Genomic DNA, 20,200 nt, shown 5'->3' with positions numbered 1-20,200 from the left:
GCACACAGGATTCCGCGCCATGAACGCACGCATCCCCGACGACGCTCTTCCTCCCACCCTCGATCCGAAGGCCCTGCAGGCTTTCGTGGATGACAAATGGGACAACGAGATCATTCCGGCGCTGACCGACTACATCGCGATCCCCGCCAAGAGCCCGGCCTTCGACGCCGACTGGGAAAAGAATGCGTTCATCGAACGCGTGGTGCGCGATGCGGCGCAATGGGTCGAGGCCCAGAAGGTGTCGGGCCTGAAGCTGGAAGTCGTGCGCCTGCCGGGCCGCACGCCCGTGATCTTTTTCGACGCGCCCGCCACCCGCAGCGACAACGGCGACACCGTGCTGCTGTATGGCCACCTGGATAAGCAGCCTGAATTCTCGGGCTGGCGCGCCGGCCTGGGCCCCTGGACGCCCAAGTACGAAGACGGCAAGCTGTACGGCCGCGGCGGCGCGGACGATGGCTACGCGGTCTACGCATCGCTCACCGCCATCATGGCCCTGGACAAACAGGGCATTCCGCGCCCGCGCTGCGTGGGCATCGTGGAAACCTGCGAGGAATCCGGCAGCTACGACCTGCTGCCCTACGTGGACGCGCTGCGCGACCGCCTGGGCAACGTGGCGCTGGTGGTCTGCCTGGATTCGGGCGCGGGCAACTACGATCAACTCTGGATGACGACTTCGCTGCGCGGCATGGTGGCCGGCACGCTGGAAGTCCAGGTGCTGGATGAAGGCGTGCACTCGGGCGACTCCAGCGGCGTCGTGCCCTCGTCGTTCCGCATCCTGCGCCATCTGCTGGACCGCCTGGAAGACAGCGCCACGGGCCGCCTGCTGCCGCAGAGCCTGCACTGCGACATCCCCGCCGACCGCATCGAGCAGGTGCATGCCACCGCCCGCATCCTGGGCGACGAGGTCTGGCGCCGCTTCCCCTGGAGCTGCGGCGCCGAAGGCGGTTTCGTGCTGCCCATGACGACCGAGCCCGAAGAGGCGCTGCTGAACCGCACCTGGCGCCCGACCCTGTCCGTCACCGGCGCCGAAGGCCTGCCGCCGCTGTCCAGCGCCGGCAACGTGCTGCGTCCGCGCACCGCGTTCAAGCTGTCGCTGCGCCTGCCGCCGCTGGTGGACGCCGTTGCCGCTTCGCAGGAAATCAAGGCGCTGCTGGAAGCGGACGCGCCCTACAACGCCAAAGTGATCTTCAAGGCCAACGAAGGCGCGGCCACCGGCTGGAACGCTCCGGCGTCCGAGGCGTGGCTGACCCAGGCGCTGGACGCCGCCTCCCAGCAGTACTATGGCGCGCCCTGCGGCTACATCGGCCAGGGCGGCACGATTCCGCTCATGAGCATCCTCCAGAAAGGCTTCCCCAAGGCCCAGTTCATGGTCTGCGGCGTGCTGGGCCCCAAGTCCAACGCGCACGGGCCCAACGAGTTCCTGCACGTGCCTTACGGCAAGAAGCTGACCGCCGCGGTGGCGCAGACGATGGCGGCGATGCCGGTATGATTTCCACTTCCGACGCTTACGCCAATGTCGTTGCCGAAACCAGGCATTGGCTGAACCAGGCCGTCATCGGCCTGAACCTCTGTCCCTTCGCCAAGGCGGTGCAGGTCAAGGACCAGATCCGCTTCGCCGTCAGCGACGCCACCGATGCCGAGGGCGTGCTGACCGATCTGCAGGACGAGTTGGCCTTGCTGGCCGAAACCGACCCCGAGCAGATCGACACGACCCTGTTGATCATCCCCGACGCGCTGGACGACTTCCTGGAGTTCAACGACTTCGAGGACCTCTCGGACCGTCTGCTCAAGCGCATGCGCCTGGTGGGCGAGCTGCAGGTGGCCACCTTCCATCCGCAATTCCAGTTCGCGGACACCGAGCCGGACGATATCTCCAACTATACGAACCGTTCGCCGTATCCCATCCTGCACCTGTTGCGCGAAGACAGCATCGACCGCGCGGTGGAGTCCTTCCCCGACGCCGCCGAGATCTACGAGAAAAACATCGAGACGATGCGCCGGCTGGGCCTGGAAGGGTGGAAGAAGCTGATGACGAAGCCCTAGCAGGGGCCAGATCGCATACCAAATACCGTCCTGCGGAATATCCCGGCGACGGCTCGCCAGGGGATGTCGGGATATCCCTAGATAGCCCGCCCCTGGTATTGCATACAACATACGTTTTTCTCGTCCGTCCGTTGCCTGGAGAGCCGTATGCGATTCACCCGCCGCCATGCCCTGGGCGCGCTTGCCGCGCTGCCCCTGATTTCGCGCCCGGCCTGGGCCCAGAACACATTCCCGACGCGCCCCGTGCGCCTGCTGGTGGGTTTCGCCCCGGGCGGCCTGACCGACATCGCGGCCCGGGCCCTGGCCGAGCGCATGGGCAAGACGCTGAAGCAGAGCGTCGTCGTGGAAAACCGGCCGGGCGGGCAGGCCATCATCGCCACCGTGGCGGTGGCGCGCGCCGAACCGGACGGCTACACGCTGGGGTTCGCCGGCACCAACGGCATGATCCTGAACCCCTTGCTCTACAACAACCTGCCTTATCAGCAGTCGGACTTCAAGCAGTTGGGGTCGATGGGCAAATCGCCCATGCTGCTGATCGTGCATCCCGATCTAGGCGTGAAGAACGTGCAGGAGTTCATCGCCCTGGCGAAGAAGAAGCCCGGCGACATCACGTGCGCGCACGCGGGGCGCGGCGTGATCAATCACCTGGCGCTGCTGCATTTCCAGTCCAAGACCGGCACGCAGTTCCAGGACGTGCCCTATAAGGGCAGCGGCCCCGCGCTGCTGGATCTCATGGCCGGCACGGTGCAGAGCACCTTCGATTTCCCCACTTCGGCGCTGCCCAACATCAAATCGGGCAAGCTGCAGGTGCTGGCGGTCACGGCCGACAAGCGCCTGTCCAGCCTGCCCGACGTGCCCACCATGAAGGAAGCGGGCGTGGACGGTTTCGAACTCTATACCCGGATGATGATTTCCGGCCCAGCCGCCATGCCGGCGCCCGTGGTCAAGACGCTGGAGAACGCGGTGCGCGAAGGCACCCGCGATCCCGGCCTCGTGCAGCAGTTCGCGGATCAGGGCGTGACCGTTGAATTCACCTCGTCGGCCGACCTGGACCGCGTCATCGCCGAGGAATCCGCCATGTGGGCGCAGGTCATCAAGGCCAATGGCGTGCCCAAGACCGACCTGAAGAGCTGAGGAGCCGCCGTGACCGAACCGCCCCGCATCATCGTCAGCCCCGAGCGCGCCCTGGTCGACGTGGCGCGCGATATCCGTATCGACGGATTCCCCGCCTACGCCTTCATCACCGTCACCGCCAGCATGCGGATGTGCGGCGCCCCATGGCGCTCGCAGGCCGTGTTCGTCGCCGGCCACGACGGCAGCCTGGACCTGTCGCGCGATTGCCCGGTTTCCGGCAGCTATGCCGAGCCTTCCGCCATGGGCATCGTGTGGTCGATGGCCTGCCGCGACGTGGACAGCGTGGTGTTTCCGCCGGACCGCACCGAGCCGCTGACCATCCATATCGAGGCCAGCGACGGCCGCCACACGGCCACCGCCCGGCTGGTGCAGGAGTTCCTGGCCGACGGCGTGACCCACCGAGCCGTGCGGGAGGAGCTAGGCGGCATGATGCTGTCGGGCGAACTCTACACGCCGGCGGGCCCGGGGCCGCATCCGCTGGTGATCTACATGAACGGGTCTTCCGGCGGCGTCAACGCGCCGCGCGCGGCGCTGTTCGCGGCCCGCGGCTACCAGTGCCTGGCGCTGGCCATCTTCAACTACGAAGGCCGGCCCAAGTACCTGAACGACATGCCGCTGGAATATTTCGAGCAGGCCTTGCGCTGGGCGCGCGCCGAACTGTCGCCGCGCGATGGTTTCGTGGCGTTGTCCGGCATCAGCCGGGGAGGCGAGACCTCGCTGCTCGTGGCCGCGCACTATCCCGAGCTGGTCAGCGCCGTGGTCGCGTACGTGCCGTCGCCCGTCATGCACGGGGTCGTCAGCGCCGGCTCGCCGGGCGCCGGCCGCAATGCCCAGGTCTGGACCAAGGCCGGGGAACCGCTGCCGCACCTGTGGCAGGACAACGCCAGCGCCGATTGGGAAGCCGCCTACGCCTCGGATCCGCCGTACCGCCAGACGCATGCTTTCCTCAGCGCCACGCGCGACAGCGCCGCCTTCGAGCGCGCGCGCATCCCGATCGAGCGCTATCCCGGCCCCGTCATGCTGGTCAGCGCGTCGGATGACGGCTTCTGGCCCAGCACGGCCTATTCCGAGATCGTCATGCGGCGGCGCCTCGCGGACGGCCTGCCGACCTTCCATCACGTCTGCATGGGGGCCGGCCACCACGTGCACTATCCCTACCTGCCCGCGACCCTGATCAGCAAGCCGCACGCAATGTCGGGCCTGCTGCTGGACGCGGGCGGTTCGCCGGCCGCCAATGCGGCGGGCAACGAAGGGTCGTATCTGGCGGTGCTGGACTTCCTGCGCCGGGAGTCCTCGGCGGCCTAGGCCGAATCGCCGCTCGTCTTCACGCCGGGCACGCCGATACGGATGTTGCGGGAATAGTCCGCGGCATCGAGCGTGGCGCGGGCCCGCTCGGTATAGCGGCCGCCGCGCCGGTACGCTTCGGGGCTGTCCGCGCCATCGAGCGCGCCCAGCCGGTACAGGTACTCGGGCAGATAGCCCGAGAGCAGCAGCCGGTAGTCCATCGGCAGGCCCGGCACGATCTGGTCGGCCAGGCGGTACACGATGGTGGTGCAGTTGGCGGTCAGGGTGTTGTAGAACCGCGGCTTGCGCACCAGCCTGTTGGCCGTGGCCACGTACGACAGCAGCAGCTCGCGGGCAGCGCCTTCGGGCATGCGCACGCGGTAAAGGTATCCGTCCTCGCCGCGCACGTTGGTGCGCACGCGCAGGCTGTCTTCCTCGGTGGATGCCAGCACCGCCAGCTCGTATTGCCGGAAGAATCCGCCGATCTCCGAGAACGTGTCGTGCAGCTTGCGGCGGATCTCCACCGAAAACACCACGTACTGGCCGTCGTCGAACCCGAACGACACCATGGCGTGGGCGATCGCGGGCCGTCCCCAATAGGACAGCGCCAGGTCCACCGACGCCAGGCGCGACAGGTCGTAGACGCGGGTTGTCCAGCGCTCGTCGTAGTCGTCCCGCGCACGCCATTCGAAGTCGCGCACGTTGTGCAGGGTGACGATGTCGCCGTCCACCGTGCCGTGAGTCTGGCGGGCGACCTCGGGCATCCATTGGCGTTCGTTGGACGGGCGCACGGCCAGGCGCCACCAGGCCAGCAGCCCCAGCAGCAGCGCGCCGAACAGCGCGGCGGGCAGCAGGCTGCCGCGGACCAGGCCGGCCAGCGCGGCGGCGGCCAGCGCCAGCCAGGCGGCGGGCAGGGCGCCGCGGGCGCGCGGACCGAATGGCGGCTGGAACCAGAGGGCAAGCGCGCCCCAGCCCGCCCCGGCCAGCACGGCCAGACCGATCGCGGCTTGCAGGATCATGGCGCGGTCGCGAACGGGACGCAGCGGGGGCGTGGAGCGCCGGCGGCAGTCATGGCCGGACCTCTTGCGAGGATTCGTCGCGGGTGTTGCGGGCGACGGCCTCGCGGTCCTGGCTACGCCAGCCGGCGCGCAGGCGCGCGATCTGGCGCAGGGCCTGCTGCGACATCTTCCACCAGCCGAAGGGGCGGGGGTCGGCCAGCATGCTGAGCGCACGCGCGTAGTCCAGCGTCAGGCCCGGGGTCCAGGCCATGGTCAGGGCGCGCTTGCGGATCTGCGCCGCCACCCAGAGTTCCGGCGTCAGCAATAGGCGCAGCAGCACGCGCCAGCCGGCCGTGGGGCCGTGCAGGCGGCCCACGACGCCGTCCAGCGCAGCTTCCAGGCCGTTGGCCACCGAGCTGGAGCAGTTCCGGTGGGTGAGGTTGTAGGTCGTGTCCTTGCGGTACTCGTCCCAGAACGTCTGCAGCTTGGCCGCGTCGTAGTTGCGGATGCGCACTTGCATGGTGGACGGGCACCATGCCTTGGACTCGGTCGGATAATCGGGCTGGAATACGCCGGGGACGTTATTGTCGGCCGTGGCGCGCAGCAAGGTGCCGAACTGTTCCGGGGAGTGGTCGATTTCCTGCGCCGGATACAGGCTGATATATACGCCTTCGGGCGATTCCATCGCCGCATGGCCGGTCGATACCACGCCATTGATGTCCACGGCCGCGATGTAGCGGTCCACCACCGGATAATTGCGCGTTTCCGTTTTCGCCGAGCCGGACGGGGTCCAGACGTGAACCGTCAGCGCGCGCTCGGACGCCAGGGGAGGGCCGTCGAATACCGTTTGCGGCGGGCCGTCGGCGCGCGTGGGCATGAAGTCCGGATGGGGGTTGGCGTCCAGGGCAGGATTCGAATCCAGGCGGCGGACCCGATAGGCGAGCGCCACCAGCTTGAGCCCGGAAAATGCCAGGAACAGCCCCAGGCAGTAGGGCACGGTTCCCACATAATGGGTGGGATAGGGCTGGAAAAAGAAAATGGCCAGCAATATTTCGGCCACGCCGGAGGCGAAAACGTAGCGCCAGCGCTCATAGCGCACCACATAGGCGGCCGTGCACTGCAACAGCCCGTCCACCAGGAACAGCAGGCCGAAAATCATGGACAGCAGGAAATGCCCGTGATGGTGGCCGGCCAGCACCAGGATGCCGGCGGCGAGCACGATTACGCCTTTGGCATAGCGCAGCACCCGCTGCCCGCCTACCCCCGACTTGGCGATGGCCAGTGTCGCCAGGCCCTCGATCACGAAGATCGCGGCGAAGAAATTCAGTGGAAAATAAATCGCGTTGTCCAGCGCATCGATGAAAAGCAGGACACCCGCAATCAGGAATAACCAACCGATAATCAACAGGCCGCGAGCCCGTTTGCGCAGATATTCGACACCAAGCAGCAATAAAACCAGGTGGCCCATCGTTCTCAGCGCTCCTGCCGCGTATTCGGGGGTGGGGATAGGGGGGATTTTCCGGTTTTCGGCTGCCGCTTCATGACAGGCGCCGAATCGGTCGAAAATAAGGGCCAGGGCAAATCCCGTCAATGGGATATTTTGCCATTCACGTTAGTAAATGTTTCGCCGCGGCGCGCGCAGGCCCGTCGAATGCTCGCGCGCCGGCCCGCCGCTCAGGGGCGGGCGGCCCCCGCCGCGTCCACGTACAGCGCATAGAGGCACTGCCCGGCCACCATGAAGAGCCGGTTGCGCCGGAGCCCGCCGAAGCACAGGTTGGCGCAGCGGTTGGGCAGGGCGATGCGGCCCAGCGGCACGCCGTCCGGCGCGAACACCATCACCCCGTTCAGGGCGGGGTCCGGTCCCCAGCCCACCCAGACATTGCCTTCCATATCGCAGCGCATGCCGTCCGGTATCCCCTGGTCGCCGGCGTCCACGAAAGTGCGCCCCTGCGCCAGGGTCCGCTCGTCCCGGACGTCGTAGACTCGGATCCGATTGGGCTGGGAGCCGTTCTCGGCGATGTACAGCAGGCTTTCGTCGGGCGAGAAGCACAGCCCGTTCGGATTCAGGATGTCCGAGGCGACCACGTCGAGGCGCCCGGTTTCCGGATCGAGGCGGTATACGTGGGTCGGCAGTTCGGGCTGCGACTTGTATCCCTCGTAATTGTTGAGAATGCCGAAGACGGGGTCCGTGAACCAGATCGAATGGTCGCTTTTCACGACGACGTCATTGGGGGAGTTCAGCCGCCGCCCCTCGTAGCGGTCGGCCAGTACTGTCAGCGTGCCGTCGTACTCCGTGCGCACCACCCGGCGGCCGCCGTGCTCGCAAGTGACGAGGCGGCCCTGGCGGTCCCGGGTATTGCCGTTGGCGAAGCCCGCCTGGCGGCGGTAGATCGAGACGGCGCCGCTTTCCTCGTCCCAGCGCATGATGCGGCTGTTGGGGATGTCGCTCCAAAGCAGGTACCGGCCGTCGCCGAACCAGACCGGCCCCTCCCCATAGCGGATGCCCGTGGCCAGGCGCTCGATCGCCGCATTGTCGATGCGGTATTTCAGGAAGCGGGGATCGAGCACTTCGACGGCCGGATCCGGATAGCTCTCGCTGGGTTGCCACATGGGTCTTCCTTCTGGGGCGGGGCCGGCCGTCGTCACGACGCGGCGGGCGGGATGTTCTGGTTATGGCGGAACAGGTTGCCAGGGTCGTAGCGGGTCTTCGCGCGCACCAGGCGTTCGAAGTTCTGCCCATAGGCGGCGCCGAGCCGTTCCGGCTCGTCCTGCGTCAGGAAGTTCACGTACACGCCGCCCTGCGAATAGGGCTCCGTCGTGCGGAACAGCGCCCGCGCCCACGCGATGCAGCGGTCGTCATCCTGCGGGGCATCCCACCGGCCGTGGACGTTCATCGCGAACTGCGCTGCGCGGTGCGGATAGGCGGTGGCCGGAACGGGCACGCGCATCGCGACGCCGCCGATATGGCCCAGGAATATCTCGCATTGCGGCGAGGGCAGGTTCTCGACGGCATCGATGATGGCGTCGATAAGCCCATCCTGCAGCGACCCCAGGTTGTGCGATTTCCAGTAATTGCGGGCCCCGGGCGTCAGCAGCGGATCGAAGGCCTTCTGCCAAGCCGTGTAGGGCATGGGCCCCAGATGCTCGCCATAAGGCTGGCCCCAGCCGCGCACCGCCTCCACGGCGGCCGGCCCTTGATCCGGATCGCCCGAATAGCAGATGGCGAAGCCGAGCATCGGCTTGCCGTGCGCGGACTCCGGCAGGAAGGGCAGCGGGGGCGCCAGTCGCAATACCGCCCACACCGTCAGGTCCTCGGGCATGGTTTCAAGCGCCTCGCGGTATTTCAGGAGGGCTTGCCTGCCTTGTTCCAGCGGCAGCACCACCAGCCCTCCGTACACCATCGGCCCGACGGGGTGCAACTGGAACTCGAACATCGTGACCACGCCGAAATTCCCGCCGCCGCCGCGGATCGCCCAGAACAGGTCTTCGTTGTCTTGCGCGGTGGCGCGCAGCAAGCCGCCGTCGGCGGTGACCACGTCAGCCGAGACCAGGTTGTCGATGGTCAGGCCGAACCTGCGGGTCAGCCAGCCGAATCCGCCGCCCAGCGTCAGGCCAGCCACCCCCGTCGTCGAATTGACGCCCAGCGGCACGGCCAGGCCGAAGGCCTGGGTTTCGTGGTCCACGTCCGCCAGGGTCGCGCCCGGCTCCACATAGGCCCTGGCGAGCCGGGGGTCTACCCGCACGGACTTCATCGGGGATAGGTCGATCATCATGCCGCCGTCGCAGACGGCGGTGCCCGCGATGTTGTGGCCGCCGCCGCGCACGGCCAGCACCAGGCCGTTGGCACGCGCGAAATCCACCGCGTGGCGCACGTCGGCGGCGCCTGCGCACCGCAGGATGACCGCCGGGCGGCGGTCGATCATGGCGTTCCAGATTTTGCGGGCGTCGTCATAGCCCGCCGCGCCGGGGGCCAGCACCTGGCCCCGCGCGGACGCCCCCAGGGCGTCCAGCGCGTCATTGGACAATTTGCTCATCACACACCTCCTTGAAGGTGCCGATTCCTAGACTGTGTCTAAAACGAGCCGTCTCTGCATGCGGGGCGCGACATGGCATCCGCCTCCTGTGAAAAGGGCCATGACCCTGGTGCACCACGCATCCGGCGCGTCGCGCCAGGAGCAAGTCGGCGGGCTCCCATTACGCGTTAATGGAGCGTGCGTGTCAGCAAAGTATAGGCCCGCGCCGGCCGGCTGGCAGCACCGCTTCGGGCACTTCCCGCCGGCCGGGCCTGGCCCGGCGGGGGCTATTCCTCGCTGGTCCACTCGACCTGCACGCCGAGGCTGCGCAGGTTTTCGACGAAGCGCGGGTGCGCGCGGCGGATCGGGGTGGCGTTGCGGATCTCCGAGCGGCCTTCGATGCTGCTGGCGATCATGAAGAGCGCGATCGCGACCCGGATGATGTAGGGGCTTTCCACCACCGCCGGCGTCAGCGGGGTGCCGCCGAAGGTGATCACGCGGTGAGGATCCGATGAGAACACGTGGGCGCCGAACTTGGACAGTTCGCCCGTCCAGCCCAGCGCGCCGTCGTAGACCTTGTTCCAGAACATGGCGTTGCCCTCGGCGCACACGCCCAGCGCGATGAAGATCGGCAGCAGGTCCACCGGGAAATACGGCCACGGCGCGGCTTCGACCTTGGTCAGCACGTTGCTGGTGAAGGGCGTCTGCACCTTTAGCGGCCCTTGGCGCAGCGCGCGCGACCAACCGTTCTCATGCACGATCCGCACGCCGAACTTGGCGAACGTGCGGTCGATCAGCGGGAAATTTCCCGGGGTGCTGTTGCGCACCACCACATCCCCGCCCGTGATCGCGCCGAGCGCAAGAAAGGTCGTGATTTCGTGGAAGTCTTCCTCGAAGGTGAATTCGCCGCCCCGCAGGCGGGCGCCGCCGCGCACCGTCAGGCGCGACGTGCCGATGCCGTCGATATCGGCCCCCATCATGGCCATGAAGCGGCAGAACTCCTGCACATGCGGTTCGGAGGCGGCATTGGTCAGGGTGGATTCCCCCTGCGCCGCGGCGGCGCACAGCACGAAGTTCTCGGTCGTGGTCACCGAGGCGTAGTCCAGCCAGTGGTGGGTGGGCTTCAGCGGCCCGCCGCTACGGACCAGCAGCGAGCCCGCCGCGCGCTCCACCTCGCCGCCGAACGAACGGAAGATATCCACGTGCGGATCGATCTCGCGCACGCCCAGCGTGCAGCCCTTGACGTTGTCCTCCAGCCGCGCCACGCCGAAGCGGGCCAGCAGCGGCGGCACCAGCATGATGGAGGAGCGCATTTCCTCGGGAAGCCGGTGCAAGGCGGCGTCGAAGACCGTGTCGCGATGGTGCAGGTCCAGCGTGCGCGTGGTCTCGTCCAGCCGCACGTCGCTGCCCAGCGTGCGGAAGATGTCCAGGATCTTGCGCACGTCCGTGATGTCCGGCACGCCATGCAGCCGCAGGGGCTGGTCGGTCAAGAGAGTGGCGCACAGCACGGGCAGCACCGCGTTCTTGTTTGCCGAAGGAATGACGCGGCCGCGCAGGGGCGTGCCGCCGTGGACGATGAGATTGGACATTGGGAAGGGGGCTGCGGGTTGGAGAGCAATGGGCGGAATTGTAGCGTCCACGTGCCGCGGGTCGGGTATATCCCTAGGTTCCGGGAGCGTGGTTTTCGGTTATTTATACGTATACGTACTGTATTTGGCCGCCGCTTTCTCGGGGCGCTCGTCGTGGACGCTGCATGCGCGTCGGGCGGATTGTCCGCCGGGCGCGATTCCAGGTATCACGGAGGAATCATGAAGGAAGGGGAAATCCTGGCGGGCTTCCTGGCCCCGCATCCGCCGCATCTGGTCTACGGCGAGAATCCACCGCAGAACGAGCCCCGTTCGGAGGGCGGCTGGGAAACGTTGCGATGGGCCTACGAGCACGTGCGCAACAGCATCGAACGCCTGAAGCCCGACGTGCTGCTGGTGCATTCGCCGCACTGGATCACGCAGGTGGGCCACCATTTCCTGGGCGTGCCCCGCCTGGAGGGCAAGTCGGTCGATCCGATCTTTCCCAATCTGTTCCGCTACCGGTTCGAGCTCGACGTGGACGTGGGGTTGGCGCAAGCCTGCTGCGACGAAGGGCGCGACCTGGGGCTGGTCACCAAGATGATGCGCAACCCGCGCTTCCGCGTCGACTATGGCACCATCACCACGCTGCACATGGTGCGCCCGCAATGGGATATTCCCGTGGTGGGCCTGTCGGCCAACAATACGCCGTACTACCTGGACACGCGCGAAGGCCAGGGCGAAATGGACCTGCTGGGCCGCGCCACGCGCGAGGCCATCCGCAAGACCGGCCGGCGCGCCGTGCTGCTGGCCAGCAACACCCTGTCGCACTGGCACTTCCATGAAGAGCCCGAGATTCCCGAGGACATGTCCAAAGAGCATCCCGAGCGCTACGACGGCTACAAGTGGGATATCCGCATGATCGAGCTGATGCGGCAGGGCCGGATGCGCGAAACCTTCGAGCTGCTGCCGCGCTTCATCGACGAGGCGTTCGCCGAGGTCAAGTCCGGCGCCTTCACGTGGATGCACGCGGCCATGGACTATCCGGAACTGCCGGGCCGCCTGCACGGCTATGGCTCGGTGATCGGAACCGGCAACGCGGTGATGGAATGGAACCTGGCCGACGCCGGCCTGTCGCGCATCGCCCCTGCCGCCCGCGCGGCCGAGGAGAACCCCGCATGAGTATCGTTTCCGCTTTCCTGGTGCCGGGCAACCCGCTGCCGCAGTTGCGCCCCGACATCGCCCCCTGGGGCCGGATCCAGGCCGCGCTGCGGGGGGCGGGCGAGGCCCTGGCGGCCTCCCGGCCCGATTGCGTGCTGGTCTATTCCACGCAATGGATGGCCGTGCTGGACCAGCTCTGGATCACGCGCGAACGCAGCGTGGGCCTGCACGTGGACGAGAACTGGCACGAATTCGGCGAACAGCCGTTCGACATCGCCAGCGACACCGCGCTGGCGCAGGCCTGCGTGGCGCGCTGCCTGGATGCCGGCGTGCGCGCGCGCGGCGTGGACTACGACGGCTTTCCCATCGATACCGGCACCATTACCGCCAGCACCTTGATGGGATTCGGCCAGCCGTCGCTGCCGGTGGTGATCGCGGCCAACAACCTCTACCACGATGCCGGGCGCACCGAAACACTCGCGCGGCTGGCGGCGGACTGCGCGAAGGAGCAGGGCAAGCGCGTGGCCGTGGTCGGCGTGGGGGCGCTGTCCAACTCGCTGTTCCGCGAACCCCTGGCCCTGGAAGAGGACCGCCTGCATTCCGCCTCGGATGACGACTGGAACCGCCGGCTGCTGGCCTTGATGGAGGCCGGCGACGCGCAAGCGCTGCGCGACACGCTGCCCGATTACGCGAGGCAGGCGCGGGCCGACATGGGAATGAAGCACCTGAATTGGGTGCTCGGGGCGTTTGGAGGCGAGTTGCCCGCCGCCACGGTGCATGCCTACGAACCCTTGTATGGCAGCGGCGCGGCGGTGGTCGAGTTCGGCCGTCGCCGCTGAATCGAGGGCCGGCGCGGCCGCCGCCGCCGCTGGCCAGCCCCGGGGCGGAGCCGTTACTGCGTGACGCTGATGAAGTAGATCTTCTTGACGGCCTGGTCCACTTCCCAGCGGCCCGAATAGCCTTCGGGCATGACGAAGGCGTCGCCCACGGCCAGCGCGTGCACGGTGCCGTCGGGGTCGACCAGGCGGCACGCGCCTTCGACGATGTACCCGAACTCGATGTAGCCCGCGTTGTTGGCCTGGAAGGTGCCCGCCGTGCTTTCCCACACGCCGGCGCGGGCCTTCTCGTGGTCGAAGGCCTTGACGCTGAGGAAAGCGGCGTCGCCGGTGAGCGGCTGCTTGGGTTTGCCGGGAACCGGGGCGACCATCGGGCCGCCATTGAAGCGGATCAGTCGCGCGTTATTGTCAGGCACTGAGGATTCTCCATGAAACTGGGGGTGAAAAAAATGGGGGGGCAGGCCCTAGGCGAAGCGCGACAGCCGGAAGGCGGCGGGGTCCACGCTGGGTGTCTTGCCCTGGACGAGTTCGCTCATCAGTTCGCCGGCCGCCGGGCCGATGCCGAAGCCATGGCCCGAAAAGCCGGAGGCCAGGAAGAACCCCGGCACGGCGTCCACGGCGGACATGACGGGCAGGGCGTCCGGCGTGACATCGATCATGCCGGCCCAGGCGCCTGCCACGCGGGCCGGCGCGAAGGCGGGGAAGGCCGCCTTGAGTTTCTCCAAAGCGGTAGAAATGGCGGCCATGCCGGGCTGCGGGTCGAGAATCCGGTGCTGTTCGAAGGGCGTGGGCGCGTCCAGCGCGAAGCGGCGCGGCATCATCAGTTCCTCGAAAAAACGGCGGCCCACGCGTAGCTTCAGGTATTTGCGCTCGGCCATCCAGGCGGGCAGGAACTGGCGCATCAGCCGGATGCTGTCGGGCGTCAGGTCGGCCGTGGAGGCGCCAAGCTGTGAAACCGTATAGCCGCCGTCGGCGCGCTTGCGGCAGGTGAAATCGCCACCGTTGATGGCCAGGTCCATGCCGGTTTCGAGCGCTGTGGTGCGCAGCACCGACGCGTGAACCTTGAGTTGCGGAAACGACACGCCGCTATTGCCGCAGAACAGCCGCGACCACGCGCCGCCGGCAAGCACGACGGCCGCCGCGCGGACGGCGCCCTTCTCGGTGACAACGCCGCCGGCCCTGCCCGCGGCCACGTCCAGGCCGCGCACGGCGCAGCCCTCGAATATCTGGCAGCCGGCCGCGCGCGCCAGGCCGGCGATTCCCGCCGTGGCCAGCTGCGGTTCCGCCACGCCGTCGTCGGCGTTGTACAGGGCGCCTGCCCAGTCGCGCGCGCTTTGCGCGCCGAGCAGGGCGGGCAGGCCGGCGGCGTCGACCAGCCTTGCGGGCACCGCATAGGGGCGCGCGGCCTCCAGCCATTTGGCGTGGCCCTGCATGTCGGCGGCGCTGCGGCCCAGGTAGGCCAGGCCGCGCTGGCGGTAGCCGACGTCGACCTGTTGTTGCAGTTCGCGCCACAAGGCGTTGGCGCGCAGCGCCAGCGGCAGTTCGCGGTGGTCGCGTCCGACCGAGCGGATCCAGCCCCAGTTGCGCGAGGATTGTTCGCCCGCGACGGCGCCTTTCTCGAAAACGGCGACACGCAGCCCGGCACGGGCCAGGGCCCAGGCCGTGCTGATGCCGATAATGCCGCCGCCGATGATGGCGACGTCGACTTGGGTGGGAAGTGGGGTGTCCATGAAACGGATGGCGTTCGAAAGTGGTTGTCGGGAGTTCAACGGACCTTGGCGCGCACGCTGGCCAGCGCAACGATCGCGACAAGGCCGATCACGATCAGGTAATAGGCGGGCGACATGATCGTGCCGGTGCGCGTCACCAGGAAACCCACCACCACGGGAGTGATGCCCCCGAAGAAGGTCTGCGAGGCGACGTAGGCGATCGACACGCCGGTGGTGCGGCACGAGGTCGGGAACAGTTGCGCCAGCAGCGAGCCGACCGGCGCGAAGTAGAAGCTGTAGAACACCAGCGACATCAGGCACTGGAACAGCACCAGCGAGCCGAACGAGGGTGTTCCGGTGAGCATCCTGAAGGTGGGCACGATGATGATCAGGCCCAGCACCAGGGCGCCCGCCATGGTCTTGACCGCGCCGTAGCGGTCGGCGGCCAGCCCGCCCAGCATCGGCAGGAAGGTGCACACCAGGCCGCTGCAGATCGACGCCACGAATGCGTCGTCCTTGGAGATGCCGAGGTTGTTGATGGCGAAGGTCGGCATGTAGATGTTGAGATAGCTGGCCACGTTGCCGGCGGCCACGATCAGCGCGCCCAGGAGCAGGTAGCGCTTGTGCAGGCGGAAGGTCTCGCGCAGGGGCGCCGCGCGCTGGGCCTTTTCTCCGTCGAATTCGGGCGTTTCGTCGATCTTGAAACGGATGTAGAGGGCAACCGGGCCGATCAGGCAGCCGAAGATGAAGGGCAGGCGCCAGCCCCAGCTGTCGATCTGCGCTTCGGTGAGGTAGTGGTTGATGAAATAGGCGAACAGCGCGGACACCACCAGCGCCAGGCCCGTGGTGGAGAACTGCAGGCTGGCCAGGAACGCCTTGAGCTTGGGATTCTGCTCGGTCAGGTAGGAATTCGCGGTGCCGAATTCGCCGCCCGCGGAAAAGCCCTGCAGCAGGCGGCCCGCCACCAGCGCCACCGGCGCGAGCGCGCCGATGGTGGCGTAGGTGGGGATGAGGGCCATCAGCGCGGTGCCGATCAGCATCAGCGTGGCAGTCAGGGAGAGGGCGGCCTTGCGCCCCTTCTTGTCGGCATAGATGCCCAGCAGGACGGCGCCCACCGGGCGGATCAGATAGGAACTCGCGAAGGTCAGGAAGCTGAACAGCAGGGCCGTCTGCGGGTCGTCGGACGGGAAGAACAGCCGCGAGATCGGCAGCGCGAACAGCGCGTAGACCAGCAGGTCGTACCACTCGAAGAAGGCGCCGATGTTGGCGGCCACGATATCGCGCAGCTTGCCTTTGCGCGCAGGAACGCGCGCCGGGCGCGCGCCGATCGATGCTGAAGACGAATTCATTGCGGTGTTGTCCCTTGCAAGGCCGCGTGGCGGCCCTTTATTTGCCGGTATTGGCTTGGAATGCGGTGGAGAAGCGGGAGGAGGGAAGTCAGACGTAGAAATGGGTGCTGTTGACGACCAGGAAGACGGTCTTCTGGTCCCAGCCGTTTTGCCACCGGTATGGGTGGCTGCCGGAGAAGCCGTAGCTGTCGCCGGCTTCCAGCAGGAAGGATTTGTCGTCGACGAAGACTTGGAGCTTGCCGGCGAGCACGTAGCCGATCTTGTCGCTGGCCTGGACCAGGAAGCCGGGGTCGGAGGCCGCGCCGGGTTCGAGCTCCATCAGAAAGCCTTCGAGCGCGGCGCAGCTGCTGGGGGTGATGCGGTACTTGGTGACGCCGTTGTTGCCCAGCTTCAACGGTTTGCGCGCGGACACCCGGACCGTGAATTCGTTCTGGTCGTCGCTCGCCGGTCCGGCCGCGGGAGGGGCCAGCAGGCTGGCGCCGTCGATATCCAGGGCGTGGCAGATCGCCCGCAAGGTGCGGATGGACGGTGAGCTGATGCCGCGCTCGACCTGGCTGATGAGCGCGATGGACATCTCGGTGCGTTCCGCGACGTCCTTCAGTTTCAGGCCTTGTTGCAGGCGCGCCGCCCGCAGGCGTTCGCCCAGGGCCTTGTCGTGTTCGTCTGCGGAGTTCGCGCTGTCTTCGGGCTTATCGATTTTCATGAAACTCTGGTTTGTATTTCACTCTCACTTCAAAAATATTAAGTAAATTTCACTGTTGCCACAATATGAGCTCGGGAATACCCCTAGGCGGCTACTTGTCTTTGTTCCGGAACGCCGCTTCGCCCGCGTCGGATATCTCTACCCACTTCCTGTCGGGCGCCGCGCCCTCGACATAGCTGTCGTGCCAGTTCCACCACTTGTAGGTGGGCGTTTGCGGATAGCCTTCGGGCGAATCCTCCCAGGTCTCCTGGCGGCCCAGCGGCGTAATGTCCAGGTAATTCCAGGTGCCGCCCATTTGTTCATCGCCGCGGTTGTTCAGGAAGTAGGTGCGGAATATGCGGTCGCCGTCGCGGAAGAACACGTTAGTGCCGTGCCATTCGTCCACGCCGAAATCGGCGTCGAAGCGGTCCGTGAGGGTGAACCACGGCATCTTCCAGTCCATCCGCGCCTTCAGGCGCTCGATGTCGGCCTGCGGCGCCCGGGAAACGAAGACGAGGGTGGTATCGCGAGCGTTCAGGTGGGCCAGGTGCGCGACCTGGTCGGCGACCATGGAGCAGCCGCGGCAGGCGTGCTCCGGCCAGCCGTATACGCCGGGCTCGAAGAACGCGCGGTAGACGATCAGTTGCCGGCGGCCATCGAACAGGTCGAGCAGGCTGCGCCGGCCGCCGGGGCCGTCGAAGGCGTAACTCTTGTCCACTTCCATCCAGGGCATGCGCCGGCGCTCGGCGGCCAGGGCGTCGCGGGCGCGGGTATGGGCCTTCTCCTTCACCAGCAACTGCGCGCGCGCGGCTTCCCACGCCTGGGGCGACACGACCGGGGGCGTGCGCATGGCGGCTTGGCCGCCGGGTTTGGCTTTGTCGGTTGATGCAGTCATGGCGTCTTGCCTCCTGTAGTCCGGTTGCCGGCCATGGAGGCGCGCGGGCGCTTCCTGACGGGCCGGCAATCCTGAGGACAGTGTGGCACCGCGTGCGCGGCGCCGGGAGTAACAAATGTGGCGGCATTCGGCCAAGGAGATTCCATGCCGCCCGCCGCAAGGAGAAATGGGGGCGGTTCGTCCGGTATAGTCACTGGACATGGCCCACTCCCGCGTTTGAGCGCCCGTCGCACATGTTCCCATCTCCGGTCCGCGTTTCCCGTTCCTGGCCAGGCGCGCTTGCGCTGGCGTTCCTGCCGCTGATGGGCGGCCCCGCCAGCGCCGCGCCCCGGAACGTGTATGCCGGCACGCTGCAAGGGGCCGGCGAGGTGGTGATGGAATTGCAGGCCGCGGACGACGGCACGCTTACCGGCCGCTATTTTTATCGCAGGCATGGCGTGGACATACCCCTGAAGGGCACGGAGGCGGCCCTTTTCGAGCCCAGGCCCTACCATGAGCGGACAGAAGCGGGGCTGGATCCGGAGGGGGACGCGCCGGCCGGCCGCGCCGCGGCGTGGCAGGGCGCGTTCGACGCCGACGGCTACCGCGGCCAATGGACGGATGCCCGTACCGGCAAGCGCCGCGGCTTCCAGCTTCGGCGTGTGGCCGAGTACGATCCCGACGCGCTGGCGCCGGATAGCGCGAGGGCCGTTACCGACGCGATCAGCGGCGGCATGGGCAGCGGCATCGCCTTCGACGCGACCATCGACGCCGAACACGCTCCCTACGAGACGCTGAAGCTGGCCGGATACGCCGTGCCCGTCGGACCGGACACCGGCACGGCCGCCGTGGCCTACCGCATGTGGCGCGATCCGCGCACCAAGTTTTCCTATCCCAGGCTGAGCCGTCACCCCGACGCGAAGGTCATGGCGCGCATCAATGGGCTGCTGGAGCAACGCCATTGGCAGATGAACCTGGCCGCGCTGGCGTGCAAGGCCTCCGTATACACCGATGGCAATCCCGCGGCCGGCACGCTGGGCAGCTATGACGAAGAGGCGATTACAGTGGACTGGCTGTCCACGGCCCTGATGACCGTGACGGAAGCGGGCAGCCTGTACTGCGGCGGCGCGCATCCCAACAACCATTTCGAACCCTACACTTTCGACCTGTTGCGCGGAGAGTACCTGGACTGGAACCGGGTCTTCGACGCGTACGAGTCCGACGCAAGCGGCTTCCGCACGGAGAGCCCGACACTGCTCCGGATCGTGGACACCGCGCGCAATGCGCTGGCGCAAGAGGACCCGGCTGTCTCCGCGGACGGCGAGTCCATGGGCGGCTGCGCCGACGTCTGGCCCAGCTTCCTGGCCCTGGGGGCCCAGGCGCCCGGCATGCTGAGCCTGTCGGTCTCCGGCGTCGGCCACGCGATGGGCGGGTGCCTGGGCCCCCATGCCGCGGTGCCGTTTGCGGACCTGGCGCCTTACCTGAAGCCGGGCGGGGAGGCCTACCTGGTGGTCGACTGAGGGCGCGCCCATCGCGGAACAACATTTTCCAAAGCTTCGTAACGCGCGCGGGCGCGGCGAGGGACTATTCTCCATTTACCGGAATCCCCTCAGGAGAATCAGGATGCCCAGCAAGAATACGATTTGCCTTTGGTACGACCGCGACGCCCTGGAGGCCGCCGAGTTTTACGCCAAGACGTTTCCGGACAGCGCGGTGGGCAAGGTCCTGCGCGCGCCGGGAGATTACCCCTCCGGCAAGCAGGGCGACGTGCTGACGGTGGAATTCACCGTGATCGGCATTCCCTGCGTGGGCCTGAACGGCGGCACCGCGTTCAAGCACAGCGAGGCCTTTTCTTTCCAGGTATCCACCGAGGATCAGGCCGAGACGGACCGCCTGTGGAACGCCATCGTCGGCAACGGCGGCCAGGCGAGCGAGTGCGGATGGTGCCGCGACAAGTGGGGGCTGTCCTGGCAGATTACGCCGCGCGTCCTCATCGAGGCCATCTCCGATCCGGACCCCGCGGCGGCCAGGCGCGCTTTCGAGGCAATGATGACCATGGGCAAGATCGATATCGCCACGATCGAGGCCGCCCGGCGCGGCTGACGCGCAGCGCCATAATGGCTTTTTCGCCCGTCCGGAAACAGGCCCATGAAAATCAAACTGAACAGCATCTTCGTCGACGACCAGGACAAAGCGTTGCGCTTCTATACCGAGGTGCTCGGTTTCGTGAAAAAGCAGGACTTCCCGGCGGGCGGCGCGCGCTGGATCACGGTCGTGTCGCCCGACGGGCCCGACGACCTGGAACTGGTTTTGGAACCCAACAGCCACCCCGCGGCGAGCGCCTACCAGACCGCGTTGCGCAACGACGGCATCCCGGTCACCGCCTTCGAAAGCCCGGATATCCAGGAAGAGGTGCGGCGGCTGAAGGACAAAGGCGTGGTATTCACGGTAGAGCCGACGGCCGCCGGGGCGGTCACGCTGGCCATTTTCGCGGATACCTGCGGCAACCTGATACAGATCTACCAGTTGAACGCGTGAGCGTGGCGCCGGGG

19 protein-coding genes are annotated in these 20,200 nt (G+C 67.2%); 9 read left to right on the top strand and 10 right to left on the bottom strand.

Translation table 11 applies throughout. From position 1 onward, the window contains the following. The first annotated feature begins 19 nt into the window (after positions 1-19). The 4 genes from ACN6PJ_RS16870 (at position 20) to ACN6PJ_RS16855 (ending at position 4,482) form a co-directional block, all read left to right on the top strand. Entirely contained in the window at positions 20-1,489 is a 1,470-nt protein-coding gene (locus ACN6PJ_RS16870) for a M20 family metallopeptidase (protein ID WP_427996997.1), read from the top strand. Further along, positions 1,486-2,043, top strand: coding sequence for a DUF1415 domain-containing protein (locus tag ACN6PJ_RS16865; protein ID WP_427996996.1), 558 nt, complete (start codon positions 1,486-1,488; stop codon positions 2,041-2,043). The genes ACN6PJ_RS16870 and ACN6PJ_RS16865 overlap by 4 nt, the downstream gene beginning before the upstream one ends. A 147-nt stretch (positions 2,044-2,190) precedes the next feature. Further along, on the top strand, positions 2,191-3,177 hold the full coding sequence (locus ACN6PJ_RS16860) for a Bug family tripartite tricarboxylate transporter substrate binding protein (protein ID WP_427996995.1): 987 nt from the start codon (positions 2,191-2,193) through the stop codon (positions 3,175-3,177). Positions 3,178-3,186: 9 nt separating this feature from the next. Next, positions 3,187-4,482 (top strand): acyl-CoA thioester hydrolase/BAAT C-terminal domain-containing protein, encoded by a 1,296-nt coding sequence (locus tag ACN6PJ_RS16855; RefSeq protein WP_427996994.1) that lies wholly within the window; start codon positions 3,187-3,189, stop codon positions 4,480-4,482. Here the strand turns inward: ACN6PJ_RS16855 and ACN6PJ_RS16850 are convergent. The 5 genes from ACN6PJ_RS16850 to ACN6PJ_RS16830 form a co-directional block, all read right to left on the bottom strand. Beyond that, entirely contained in the window at positions 4,479-5,480 is a 1,002-nt protein-coding gene (locus ACN6PJ_RS16850; protein WP_427996993.1) for a DUF4105 domain-containing protein, read from the bottom strand. The genes ACN6PJ_RS16855 and ACN6PJ_RS16850 overlap by 4 nt on opposite strands. A gap of 49 nt (positions 5,481-5,529) precedes the next feature. Continuing rightward, the gene (locus ACN6PJ_RS16845) at positions 5,530-6,927 is read right to left on the bottom strand and encodes an HdeD family acid-resistance protein (RefSeq protein ID WP_427996992.1); all 1,398 of its coding nucleotides are present in this window, start codon (positions 6,925-6,927) and stop codon (positions 5,530-5,532) included. Between the two features lie 206 nt (positions 6,928-7,133). After that, the gene (locus ACN6PJ_RS16840) at positions 7,134-8,069 is read right to left on the bottom strand and encodes an SMP-30/gluconolactonase/LRE family protein (RefSeq protein ID WP_427996991.1); all 936 of its coding nucleotides are present in this window, start codon (positions 8,067-8,069) and stop codon (positions 7,134-7,136) included. A 32-nt stretch (positions 8,070-8,101) separates the two neighbouring features. Next, a complete protein-coding gene (locus tag ACN6PJ_RS16835) occupies positions 8,102-9,493 on the bottom strand; it encodes an FAD-binding oxidoreductase (RefSeq protein WP_427996990.1) in 1,392 nt (463 codons plus the stop codon). Positions 9,494-9,759: 266 nt separating this feature from the next. Further along, complete coding sequence (locus tag ACN6PJ_RS16830) at positions 9,760-11,061, bottom strand: UDP-N-acetylglucosamine 1-carboxyvinyltransferase (protein WP_427996989.1); 1,302 nt, start codon at positions 11,059-11,061, stop codon at positions 9,760-9,762. Positions 11,062-11,280: 219 nt separating this feature from the next. Between ACN6PJ_RS16830 and ACN6PJ_RS16825 the strand changes: the two genes are divergently transcribed. Further along, positions 11,281-12,219, top strand: a complete 939-nt coding sequence (locus tag ACN6PJ_RS16825) for a tRNA U-34 5-methylaminomethyl-2-thiouridine biosynthesis protein (RefSeq protein WP_427996988.1) — start codon at positions 11,281-11,283, stop codon at positions 12,217-12,219. After that, positions 12,216-13,037 (top strand): tRNA U-34 5-methylaminomethyl-2-thiouridine biosynthesis protein, encoded by an 822-nt coding sequence (locus ACN6PJ_RS16820; RefSeq protein WP_427996987.1) that lies wholly within the window; start codon positions 12,216-12,218, stop codon positions 13,035-13,037. The genes ACN6PJ_RS16825 and ACN6PJ_RS16820 overlap by 4 nt, the downstream gene beginning before the upstream one ends. Before the next feature lie 53 nt (positions 13,038-13,090). Here ACN6PJ_RS16820 and ACN6PJ_RS16815 read toward each other — a convergent pair whose 3' ends face one another. The 5 genes from ACN6PJ_RS16815 to ACN6PJ_RS16795 all read right to left on the bottom strand — a co-directional run bounded on the left by ACN6PJ_RS16815 (position 13,091) and on the right by ACN6PJ_RS16795 (position 17,669). Further along, positions 13,091-13,405, bottom strand: a complete 315-nt coding sequence (locus ACN6PJ_RS16815) for a cupin domain-containing protein (protein ID WP_427997095.1) — start codon at positions 13,403-13,405, stop codon at positions 13,091-13,093. A 93-nt stretch (positions 13,406-13,498) separates the two neighbouring features. Further along, a complete protein-coding gene (locus ACN6PJ_RS16810; RefSeq protein WP_427996986.1) occupies positions 13,499-14,764 on the bottom strand; it encodes an NAD(P)/FAD-dependent oxidoreductase in 1,266 nt (421 codons plus the stop codon). 35 nt (positions 14,765-14,799) lie between these two features. Then, entirely contained in the window at positions 14,800-16,092 is a 1,293-nt protein-coding gene (locus ACN6PJ_RS16805; RefSeq protein ID WP_427996985.1) for an MFS transporter, read from the bottom strand. A gap of 88 nt (positions 16,093-16,180) precedes the next feature. Next, positions 16,181-16,795, bottom strand: coding sequence for a helix-turn-helix domain-containing protein (locus tag ACN6PJ_RS16800; RefSeq protein WP_427996984.1), 615 nt, complete (start codon positions 16,793-16,795; stop codon positions 16,181-16,183). A gap of 91 nt (positions 16,796-16,886) precedes the next feature. Further along, positions 16,887-17,669, bottom strand: coding sequence for a DUF899 domain-containing protein (locus ACN6PJ_RS16795; protein ID WP_427996983.1), 783 nt, complete (start codon positions 17,667-17,669; stop codon positions 16,887-16,889). A 233-nt stretch (positions 17,670-17,902) separates the two neighbouring features. Here ACN6PJ_RS16795 and ACN6PJ_RS16790 point away from each other — a divergent pair, with 233 nt between their 5' ends. From ACN6PJ_RS16790 to ACN6PJ_RS16780, 3 genes are all read left to right on the top strand, one after another. Beyond that, positions 17,903-19,168, top strand: coding sequence for a hypothetical protein (locus ACN6PJ_RS16790; RefSeq protein ID WP_427996982.1), 1,266 nt, complete (start codon positions 17,903-17,905; stop codon positions 19,166-19,168). A 103-nt stretch (positions 19,169-19,271) separates the two neighbouring features. Then, positions 19,272-19,751, top strand: a complete 480-nt coding sequence (locus tag ACN6PJ_RS16785) for a VOC family protein (protein WP_427996981.1) — start codon at positions 19,272-19,274, stop codon at positions 19,749-19,751. 45 nt (positions 19,752-19,796) lie between these two features. Continuing rightward, positions 19,797-20,186: a VOC family protein gene (locus ACN6PJ_RS16780; RefSeq protein ID WP_427996980.1), complete on the top strand. Its 390-nt coding sequence runs from the start codon at positions 19,797-19,799 to the stop codon at positions 20,184-20,186. Positions 20,187-20,200: the final 14 nt, after the last annotated feature.

This window comes from Achromobacter sp. (assembly GCF_050285585.1).
Classification (GTDB): Bacteria; Pseudomonadota; Gammaproteobacteria; order Burkholderiales; family Burkholderiaceae_B; genus Achromobacter.
The sequence above is the reverse complement of the archived record's forward strand: the minus strand, read 5'-3'. Positions and strand labels throughout refer to the sequence as shown.

Excerpts from the sequence above, each read along its gene's own strand:
- ACN6PJ_RS16870 (WP_427996997.1), top strand. The coding sequence starts at position 20 with ATGAACGCACGCATCCCCGACGACGCTCTTCCTCCCACCCTCGATCCG.
- ACN6PJ_RS16780 (WP_427996980.1), top strand. The coding sequence starts at position 19,797 with ATGAAAATCAAACTGAACAGCATCTTCGTCGACGACCAGGACAAAGCG.
- ACN6PJ_RS16840 (WP_427996991.1), bottom strand. The coding sequence starts at position 8,069 with ATGTGGCAACCCAGCGAGAGCTATCCGGATCCGGCCGTCGAAGTGCTC.
- ACN6PJ_RS16845 (WP_427996992.1), bottom strand. The coding sequence starts at position 6,927 with ATGGGCCACCTGGTTTTATTGCTGCTTGGTGTCGAATATCTGCGCAAA.
- ACN6PJ_RS16805 (WP_427996985.1), bottom strand. The coding sequence starts at position 16,092 with ATGAATTCGTCTTCAGCATCGATCGGCGCGCGCCCGGCGCGCGTTCCT.
- ACN6PJ_RS16830 (WP_427996989.1), bottom strand. The coding sequence starts at position 11,061 with ATGTCCAATCTCATCGTCCACGGCGGCACGCCCCTGCGCGGCCGCGTC.
- ACN6PJ_RS16860 (WP_427996995.1), top strand. The coding sequence starts at position 2,191 with ATGCGATTCACCCGCCGCCATGCCCTGGGCGCGCTTGCCGCGCTGCCC.
- ACN6PJ_RS16790 (WP_427996982.1), top strand. The coding sequence starts at position 17,903 with ATGTTCCCATCTCCGGTCCGCGTTTCCCGTTCCTGGCCAGGCGCGCTT.
- ACN6PJ_RS16820 (WP_427996987.1), top strand. The coding sequence starts at position 12,216 with ATGAGTATCGTTTCCGCTTTCCTGGTGCCGGGCAACCCGCTGCCGCAG.
- ACN6PJ_RS16815 (WP_427997095.1), bottom strand. The coding sequence starts at position 13,405 with ATGGTCGCCCCGGTTCCCGGCAAACCCAAGCAGCCGCTCACCGGCGAC.
- ACN6PJ_RS16795 (WP_427996983.1), bottom strand. The coding sequence starts at position 17,669 with ATGACTGCATCAACCGACAAAGCCAAACCCGGCGGCCAAGCCGCCATG.
- ACN6PJ_RS16810 (WP_427996986.1), bottom strand. The coding sequence starts at position 14,764 with ATGGACACCCCACTTCCCACCCAAGTCGACGTCGCCATCATCGGCGGC.
- ACN6PJ_RS16785 (WP_427996981.1), top strand. The coding sequence starts at position 19,272 with ATGCCCAGCAAGAATACGATTTGCCTTTGGTACGACCGCGACGCCCTG.
- ACN6PJ_RS16825 (WP_427996988.1), top strand. The coding sequence starts at position 11,281 with ATGAAGGAAGGGGAAATCCTGGCGGGCTTCCTGGCCCCGCATCCGCCG.
- ACN6PJ_RS16800 (WP_427996984.1), bottom strand. The coding sequence starts at position 16,795 with ATGAAAATCGATAAGCCCGAAGACAGCGCGAACTCCGCAGACGAACAC.
- ACN6PJ_RS16835 (WP_427996990.1), bottom strand. The coding sequence starts at position 9,493 with ATGAGCAAATTGTCCAATGACGCGCTGGACGCCCTGGGGGCGTCCGCG.
- ACN6PJ_RS16865 (WP_427996996.1), top strand. The coding sequence starts at position 1,486 with ATGATTTCCACTTCCGACGCTTACGCCAATGTCGTTGCCGAAACCAGG.
- ACN6PJ_RS16850 (WP_427996993.1), bottom strand. The coding sequence starts at position 5,480 with ATGATCCTGCAAGCCGCGATCGGTCTGGCCGTGCTGGCCGGGGCGGGC.